This is a genomic window from Vibrio sp. YT-19(2023), assembly GCF_033337395.1.
The window spans coordinates 1-1,099 of record NZ_JAWOQN010000151.1; the positions used below are offsets into that span (position 1 = coordinate 1).

General features: G+C 50.8%; 1 protein-coding gene. It reads left to right on the forward strand.

Going from position 1 to position 1,099, the window contains the following annotated elements; translation table 11 throughout:
* A partial coding sequence (locus R7E78_RS24520; protein ID WP_318058393.1) for a TrkH family potassium uptake protein occupies positions 1 to 1,043 on the forward strand: 1,043 nt, incomplete at its 5' end.
* Positions 1,044 to 1,099: the final 56 nt, after the last annotated feature.

Below are 1,099 nucleotides of genomic sequence, written 5' to 3' on the forward strand. Positions count from 1 at the left end.
GGCTGGGTGGCATTGGCTTTATCGTAATGGCGGTGGCAATCCTACCCATGTTGAACGTCGGTGGTATGAAGCTGTTCCAAACGGAATCGTCCGACTGGTCAGATAAAAGCAGCCCAAGAGCCAAAACCGTAGCGAAGAACATCGTGTTGGTGTATCTGATCTTAACGGGCATGTGCATTGGTGGTTATGTTCTGACGGGCATGAACCTGTTTGAAGCGATCAACCACGCCTTTACCACCCTATCTACCGGCGGTTACTCGACCTCCGATAGCTCAATGAACAACTTCTCCAACGGCGCGCACTGGGTCGCGACCACTTTCATGTTCTTGGGCGGTCTGCCATTTCTATTGTTTGTTGCCGCTCTACGCAAACGCAGCATCGATATTCTGGTCAAAGATGCACAGGTACGAGGCTTTGCTTACTTGTTCTTGTTCTCAAGCTTGGTGGTTGCCGCTTGGCTAGTGATTCGCGATGGTTACACCATTTTGGATGCCCTGCGAGTGTCGATGTTCAACATCGTTTCTGTGGTGACAACCACCGGGTTCGGCTTGGAAGATTTCACCGCTTGGGGCGCTCTGCCAACCACGCTCTTTGCCTTCTTAATGATGGCAGGGGCATGTTCTGGCTCAACCGCAGGCGGGATTAAAATCTTCCGTTTCCAAATTGCTATGACGCTGTTGAACAAACAGATCATGAAACTGATTCATCCATCCGGCGTTTTCGTGCAACGTTACAACCAACGTCCTGTGAACGACGACATCGTGCGCTCTGTGGTGGCGTTTGGGTTGATGTTCTTTATCACCATCATCTTTATCGCTGGCTGTTTAAGTGCGCTTGGTCTTGATCCCGTGACCAGCATTTCTGGTTCAATCACCGCCGTTGCCAACGTGGGTCCTGGCATGGGTAGCGTGATCGGCCCAACCGGTAACTTCGCGCCGCTACCAGATGCTGCTAAATGGCTTCTAAGCTTTGGTATGTTGATGGGCCGCTTGGAAATTCTGACTCTTCTTGTACTGTTCTTCCCTGCGTTTTGGCGCCGTTAAGCAGACACAAATAAAAGGTATGACAAGGAAAACATGGATCACTCTGGCGACCCTAC